This window comes from Limosilactobacillus panis DSM 6035, from assembly GCF_001435935.1.
Lineage (GTDB): Bacteria > Bacillota > Bacilli > Lactobacillales > Lactobacillaceae > Limosilactobacillus > Limosilactobacillus panis.
On the sequence record NZ_AZGM01000046.1, the window covers coordinates 1 to 5,943 of the forward strand.

General features: G+C 50.6%; 7 protein-coding genes. 2 read left to right on the top strand and 5 right to left on the bottom strand.

Going from position 1 to position 5,943, the window contains the following annotated elements; all coding sequences use genetic code 11:
• Positions 1 to 173 precede the first annotated feature (173 nt).
• Positions 174 to 1,565 carry a 23S rRNA (uracil(1939)-C(5))-methyltransferase RlmD gene (gene rlmD / locus FD32_RS03380; RefSeq protein WP_047769878.1) on the top strand — a complete coding sequence of 464 codons (1,392 nt, stop codon included), beginning with the start codon at positions 174 to 176 and terminating at the stop codon, positions 1,563 to 1,565.
• 63 nt (positions 1,566 to 1,628) lie between these two features.
• The gene (locus FD32_RS03385) at positions 1,629 to 2,033 is read left to right on the top strand and encodes a hypothetical protein (protein ID WP_047769876.1); all 405 of its coding nucleotides are present in this window, start codon (positions 1,629 to 1,631) and stop codon (positions 2,031 to 2,033) included.
• Positions 2,034 to 2,101: 68 nt separating this feature from the next.
• Here the strand turns inward: FD32_RS03385 and FD32_RS03390 are convergent, their stop codons facing one another.
• From FD32_RS03390 to FD32_RS03410, 5 genes are all read right to left on the bottom strand, one after another.
• A complete protein-coding gene (locus tag FD32_RS03390) occupies positions 2,102 to 2,833 on the bottom strand; it encodes a B3/B4 domain-containing protein (protein ID WP_047769874.1) in 732 nt (243 codons plus the stop codon).
• Positions 2,834 to 2,853: 20 nt separating this feature from the next.
• A complete protein-coding gene (locus tag FD32_RS03395) occupies positions 2,854 to 3,306 on the bottom strand; it encodes a MarR family winged helix-turn-helix transcriptional regulator (protein ID WP_047769872.1) in 453 nt (150 codons plus the stop codon).
• Positions 3,307 to 3,360: 54 nt separating this feature from the next.
• The gene (locus tag FD32_RS03400) at positions 3,361 to 3,987 is read right to left on the bottom strand and encodes a GyrI-like domain-containing protein (protein ID WP_047769870.1); all 627 of its coding nucleotides are present in this window, start codon (positions 3,985 to 3,987) and stop codon (positions 3,361 to 3,363) included.
• Between the two features lie 259 nt (positions 3,988 to 4,246).
• Positions 4,247 to 4,783 carry a bifunctional pyr operon transcriptional regulator/uracil phosphoribosyltransferase PyrR gene (gene pyrR, locus FD32_RS03405; RefSeq protein WP_047769868.1) on the bottom strand — a complete coding sequence of 179 codons (537 nt, stop codon included), beginning with the start codon at positions 4,781 to 4,783 and terminating at the stop codon, positions 4,247 to 4,249.
• 170 nt (positions 4,784 to 4,953) lie between these two features.
• Entirely contained in the window at positions 4,954 to 5,745 is a 792-nt protein-coding gene (locus FD32_RS03410; RefSeq protein ID WP_047769866.1) for a hypothetical protein, read from the bottom strand.
• Between the last annotated feature and the right edge of the window lie 198 nt (positions 5,746 to 5,943).

A 5,943-nucleotide genomic window follows, 5' to 3' on the forward strand; every position in this document is an offset into this window, starting at 1 on the left:
AAGCTAGTCTAATTGGTCTAGTTATCAAGTGTTGCACTTCAATTTTAAATCGGGGTTATTAGATGATTTCCAAAGATTTGATTATAAAGTCACCCTTTCAATACAGGGCCGGCCGTCACATTCTTAACGGGGAGATGTGCTAAAATAGAGAAACTACTATAAGGAGAGTAAGCATGGCAAAAGATAAAGCTGCGTCACAAGTTGAAGTTAATGTTAGCGACCGTTTTCCCCTGACCATCCGGCGGCTGGGGATTAATGGTCACGGAATTGGTTATTTTAAGCACAAGGTCTGCTTCGTTCCCGGGGCCCTGCCCGGTGAAGTGGTCGTGGCAGAGGTAACTAGAGTTCACCCCCGTTTTCTTGAGGCCAAGATTCATCGGATCCGGAGAAAGAGCAAGTATCGTGTAACCCCCCGCGATAGCTATGCTAATGTGGCTGGTGGCTTCGAACTAGAAAATTTGGCCTACCCGGAGCAATTAAAGTTTAAGCGCCAGGTCGTTATTGATAGTCTGGAAAAATTCCAGCCCTACGGTTACCGCAACTACGAAGTGCGCCCAACCATTGCTGCACCGGAACAGTACCACTACCGGAACAAAGCCCAGTTCCCGGTTCGAATGGTCGACGGGCACGTGGTTGCGGGCCTATATAAGCCCAATAGCCACGACATTGTTGACATGCAGGAGTGTGCCGTCCAAATGCCCCGGACAATGAAGGTCGTCAACACCGTTGTTAAGTTGATTGAAGAACTGCAGATTCCTGTCTACGATGAAGAGCACAACAGTGGCATCATCAAGACGGTCGTCGTTCGCGAATCCTGGACGACCGGTGAGATCCAGCTGACTTTAATCACTAACACCCCTAAACTGATCCACAAGCACCAGCTCCTCGATAAAATTGCAGAACAGCTGCCAGAAGTTGTTTCCGTAATGCAAAACGTCAATCCGGGGGATACGCCACTAGTCTGGGGTGACCAGATGATCCACCTGGCCGGCAAGGAAGCCATCAATGAGAGCCTGATGGGACTGGACTTTAAGCTCTCTGCCCAGTCATTTTTGCAGCTCAACCCGGAACAAACGGAGACCCTTTATGAACAGGCAGCCGAAGCTCTGGAGCTCGATAAAAACGATACTTTAATTGATGCCTACGCCGGAATCGGGACGATTGGCCTGTCTCTGGCACCCCGGGTTAAGGAAGTCCGGGGGATGGAGGTCATCCCCGAAGCAGTGGCCGACGCTAACGCCAATGCCAAGCTTAACGGCATCACAAACGCCCACTACGAAGTCGGCAAGGCCGAAGACGTGATGCCTAAGTGGCTTGCCGAGGGACACCAGTTTGATGCCCTCGTTGTTGACCCGCCACGGATGGGCCTAGATGAAGCCCTCATCAAGCAAATTCTCAAGGTTAAGCCCCGCAAGTTTGCCTACGTTTCCTGTGGAATGGCATCGCTTGCCCGCAACCTCCGTCGGCTAACCAGTGTCTACCACGTTGATTACATCCAGCCAATCGATATGATGCCGCAGACCGCCCGTTGTGAAGCCGTTGTCAAGCTATCATTACGGCATTAAATTAGTGTGACCTCGGCGAGTGTGTTATCATTAATATCTATAAGAAAGAAGTGGAAAAGAGATATGCAAAACCCGTTTGGCAACAACAATAACAACGGTCAAAACCCATTCAATTTAAACAATCTCCCCTTACCACCAAATTACGCAAAGATAGTTAATGATCAAGGTGACATCCGCATCTCCAAGGTGGGGGTCTCATGGACGACCTTGTGGTTTGGTCCGTTTCCGGCCCTCTTCCGGGGTGACTATTATAACTTTATCCTGATGATTGTCCTCGATATCGATTACGCCCTAGTTGCCATGTTCTTTGGTTTGAACTGGCTCTTAGATTTCCCATGGCCGTCACTGGCATTTGCCTTGCTGTACAATATGATGTACTTCAAGCACCTGTTCAAACGCGGCTACCGCCCAGCAGACCAGCGTTCTAAGCAGTTATTGATAAATGCCCGTTACTGGAAAGAGAAATAATTTCCCGGGAAATAAAAGTGCGCTCTAATATTTGGAAAAATCCAAATACTAGAGCGCACTTTTATGTTTTATTTCGTCAGGTTGCCTGGAACAACCGCAATTGGTTGGCCCTTTGTCAGGTGGAAAACCGGGCTGGGTTGAACGTCGAAGTAACGGTTAATAAGCTTACTTAGTTCGGCCATCGCCTCGTTGGCCCGGGCCGCCTGCTCCGGATTGACCGCTTCAATCACGGCCACGATGTTTTGTGAATCCGCCGTCAGCATTGTCCGCTGGGCATCCCGCCAGTTTAGACACCGGCAGACAGCACCCTGGTCGTCATAGTAGGCAACCTCACCTGGCAGGGTCGGTTCATCCCCGTCGGCCCCAACCGGCTGGAATGATTGACCCCCATCAACCTGGCCCAGGTGCATGTCACCGGCAATTTTGTCCCGGTCCTCGATTCCCACCGGGACACCATAAGTCAGGGAAACACTGTTATACACGTCCACTAGGGGGTCAATCGGGTCAAAGTTGCGGCCCTGGTTAACCCGTTTCAGCAGCGCCTCAATCGAAGAACGGGCACCCTTTTTCTTTTTAAACTGCTGGAAGGCGCCCCGCCACTGGTCAACAACCGGGTTCAGGCGGAAGGTCTCGTTCGTTAGAAACTGACCCGCCGCAGCGGTGGCATCTTTCAGCAACTGCTGACGCTCCGTCAAATTGGCCTGATCATTGTGGTTATCAATACCGTTTGCATATAGGATATTGACCTGCGCATCTGGGAAGATTTCCCAGAAACTCTGGTCGACAACTACTTTTTGCACAATCTTGCACTCCTCGAACACTAGTATTTCCGTTTGCCACCATGCTTTACAAAGTCCCAGTCACCGTCAATATTGTGGCGGGCCCGACTAAGGAAGTCGTGCAACTGCTCGGCCTCTTTTTCCGTGAACCCCTTAAGGGCAACAGCATTCGAGTGTTCATTTTCCCGAATGATGAAGGGGTAAACCTGCTTTCCCTTTGCGGTAACGTAAAGGTGCTTGATCTTCTTGTTGTCGGGGCCCCGGCGCCGTTCGATCAGGCCGTTTGCCTCTAATTTCTTTACTGCCCGGGCGATGGTGGTACGATCAACTTTTATCAGGTTGGATAACTGTTCCGAAATGATTCCTGGGTGCTCGTAGATCCGAACAAGGTACAGGTACTGCCCCCGCGCCAGGTCAACCTTCTTAAACTCAATGTTGGCGATTGAATCCAGCGCCCGGTCAATCATTCCAATCTCGCGTAAAATATCAACCATGATAAAACTCCTTGCTCAAATACTATAACGATTTTGTTGCAAATGCAATAAAAACTATTTAACGGGTAACCGGAGAACTGTTTTCAGGTTTGCTTCCTGCGTCCGCCGGGGATCAGAAAGGTACAGTTCGTGGTGGTGACGGTGGTCATTAATGTCCAACTGGAGGCCTTTTTTGGCAATGAAGTCATGCAGCTTAGCCACCGTTTCCGGTTCATCATCGTAAGAGCCAATGTGGAGCGCCTGGACACACAGACCTTCGTGCTGAGGTAAAAACTCCACCTTAGAGAAGTCGCCGTCTTTTTTGGCCTGTGCCGTTTGAATCGCCCAGTCAAACGTTGCCCGATCAACAAAGTCAGGCAACCGAATCATCGAAATAAAGTTGAACCGTTCCTTATGCTGGTAATCGACCCCCTTAACACCTTCTTGCCACCAGTAACCCTCAAGCGGCGGGACTACGAAGTCAAAGTATCCCGGAATGTGGTGGTCACCCTTCTTGCTCATCTTAATGGTGTAAGCAACCGGGTACAGCAACTGCAGCGATTGTTGGTACTCACCGTTAGTCTCGTTAGGGTCACCGTGCTCCCGAACTGCCAAGTAATTCATGGCAGGAACATCAATTACCATCGGGCGCTTTCCCGGGTTATATAAGTCTTTCTGCTCTTTTTTAAAACTGTACGCCATAACTGCACCCCCGCATCTTGTTGACTCTATTATAATTTAAAAATCACCAGCAAGTGAGCCTGCTGGTGATTTTTGATTTTCTCGGTAACGTGCTCCGGGCCGCCGGACCTACTGTCTAGCTACAGGCCGAACTCGACGCGTTACATAGTCGTTTCTTGGGTTTCATTTCTAATCTCTTTTCCTTCAAGGATAACGTGCTCTGCGGCCGCGCGTCTAATGCTTAGCATGGCAAAAGGGCCGCTTTTGGGCCGCTCCGCACTCAGTTTCTTTCAATCGTTATATCCTCATGACCGTCATATTCCTCCACAGCAACGTGGACCGTCTCGTCCGCCGCCGTTGGGATGTTCTTACCCACAAAGTCCGGCCGGATTGGCAGTTCCCGGTGCCCCCGGTCTACCAAAACCGCCAGCGAAATCCGCTTCGGCCGGCCCATATCCATCAGGGCATCCAGAGCGGCTCGGACCGTCCGTCCCGTGAACAGTACGTCGTCAACCAGGATAACGTGCTTGTCGGTAATATTAACATCTAGCTGCTTCGTCCGTACAGTTGGCTCAACGTGGTTATCCGGAACGTGCCGATCATCACGATACAAGGAAACGTCGAGTGCTGCCACTGGAACATCAACGTTTTCCAACTGGTCGAGCCGCTTGGCCAACCGCTTGGCAAGGTAGATTCCCCGCGTCTTGATGCCGACAAATACCAGGTTCTCGACCCCCTTATTCTGTTCAATAATTTCGTAGGTAATCCGGGTCAGTGCCCGCTGCATACTTGACCCATCAACAATTTCATGTGCCATCTTTCTGCTCCTCCTTTATCCATCCTCAATTCCATCTTAAAAAGTCCTCCATCAGCATCGTAAACTAACGGAGAACTCAGTTACTTTCTTCATCGTTCCTTGCTGGTCTCACGGGGCCACTTAAAGGGTATTTACTTTATTTTAATCGGCCACTAAATGACTGTCAATTATTAGTTACTGAAGCGGTCGAGCCAGGAGGACAACTTCTGCGAAACTGCATCCCAGATCTGGTCAAAACCCGGTTGCTTCTTCAGGTTGTTCACCACGTTTACCCCGTCCTCCGGGTCCTGGCGAACTTTGTTGACCACGTTCGTCACCTGGCTTAAGTGCTCCCGGGTACTGGAACTCTGGGTCTGGTCCTGGAGCTGCTGGTTCTGGGACTCAATCTTATCCAAACGGTTGTTCAAGGCCTGCTGGTCGTGATCCTTTTGGTACTGTTGGGCCGCCCCCTTCAGCTGGGCAACCTGGTTAGCCAGCTTCTGGTTATCCGAGCTCAGCTTTGAAATACTGCTGGAGTTCTGTTCGATCTGGCTGCTCTGCTGGTCGTTATTTGCCGCTTGCTCCTGTTGTTGGGCCCGGTTATGGGCACTGACTCCCCACCACACCAGCAATAGGATAATCACTACCAGGATAGCAATTACCCCGTAGCGTTTCTTCTTGGTTGGGGTTTGCGGTGTCGACTTGGTCGGTGACTCGACCTGACCAGCCGGCCGGACATGCAGCGTTACCGATTCCTGAGCGGTCTGCCCGCTGGCATCCATTACACTCAGTGCGACCGGATACTCACCTTGCTGGTCAATGTTGACCTGGGTCAAGTTTAGGACAACCTTGTTTGTCAGGTCCTCACCGTTGACCCCCGTGGCGTGCACACCCAACTGGGTCATCAGGTCAGCCTGGTTGATGGTCTGGTGAAGGGACCAATCCAGGTAGTGACGGACCATGGTAATTTCAACTTTAGCCATTTTATTCAATACCTCGCCTTAGATTATTGCCCTAATTATACCGTGTTTACCATAACAAAAGAAGAAGCTGGGAAAAAAGCTTCAGAGTGCTCCGTATGGCTAGTATAGGACGATTGTTGGCACGGAACGGGCCAATAATTGCCCGTAATCAATGGACTTGCTTCGCGGCGCTAGACACTAGGAGCACGCTTCGACGCG

What these genes read in the sequence shown, in the direction of transcription:
- pyrR (WP_047769868.1), bottom strand. Translation starts at nt 4,783, where the DNA reads ATGGCACATGAAATTGTTGATGGGTCAAGTATGCAGCGGGCACTGACC.
- FD32_RS03400 (WP_047769870.1), bottom strand. Translation starts at nt 3,987, where the DNA reads ATGGCGTACAGTTTTAAAAAAGAGCAGAAAGACTTATATAACCCGGGA.
- FD32_RS03385 (WP_047769876.1), top strand. Translation starts at nt 1,629, where the DNA reads ATGCAAAACCCGTTTGGCAACAACAATAACAACGGTCAAAACCCATTC.
- FD32_RS03395 (WP_047769872.1), bottom strand. Translation starts at nt 3,306, where the DNA reads ATGGTTGATATTTTACGCGAGATTGGAATGATTGACCGGGCGCTGGAT.
- FD32_RS03410 (WP_047769866.1), bottom strand. Translation starts at nt 5,745, where the DNA reads ATGGCTAAAGTTGAAATTACCATGGTCCGTCACTACCTGGATTGGTCC.
- rlmD (WP_047769878.1), top strand. Translation starts at nt 174, where the DNA reads ATGGCAAAAGATAAAGCTGCGTCACAAGTTGAAGTTAATGTTAGCGAC.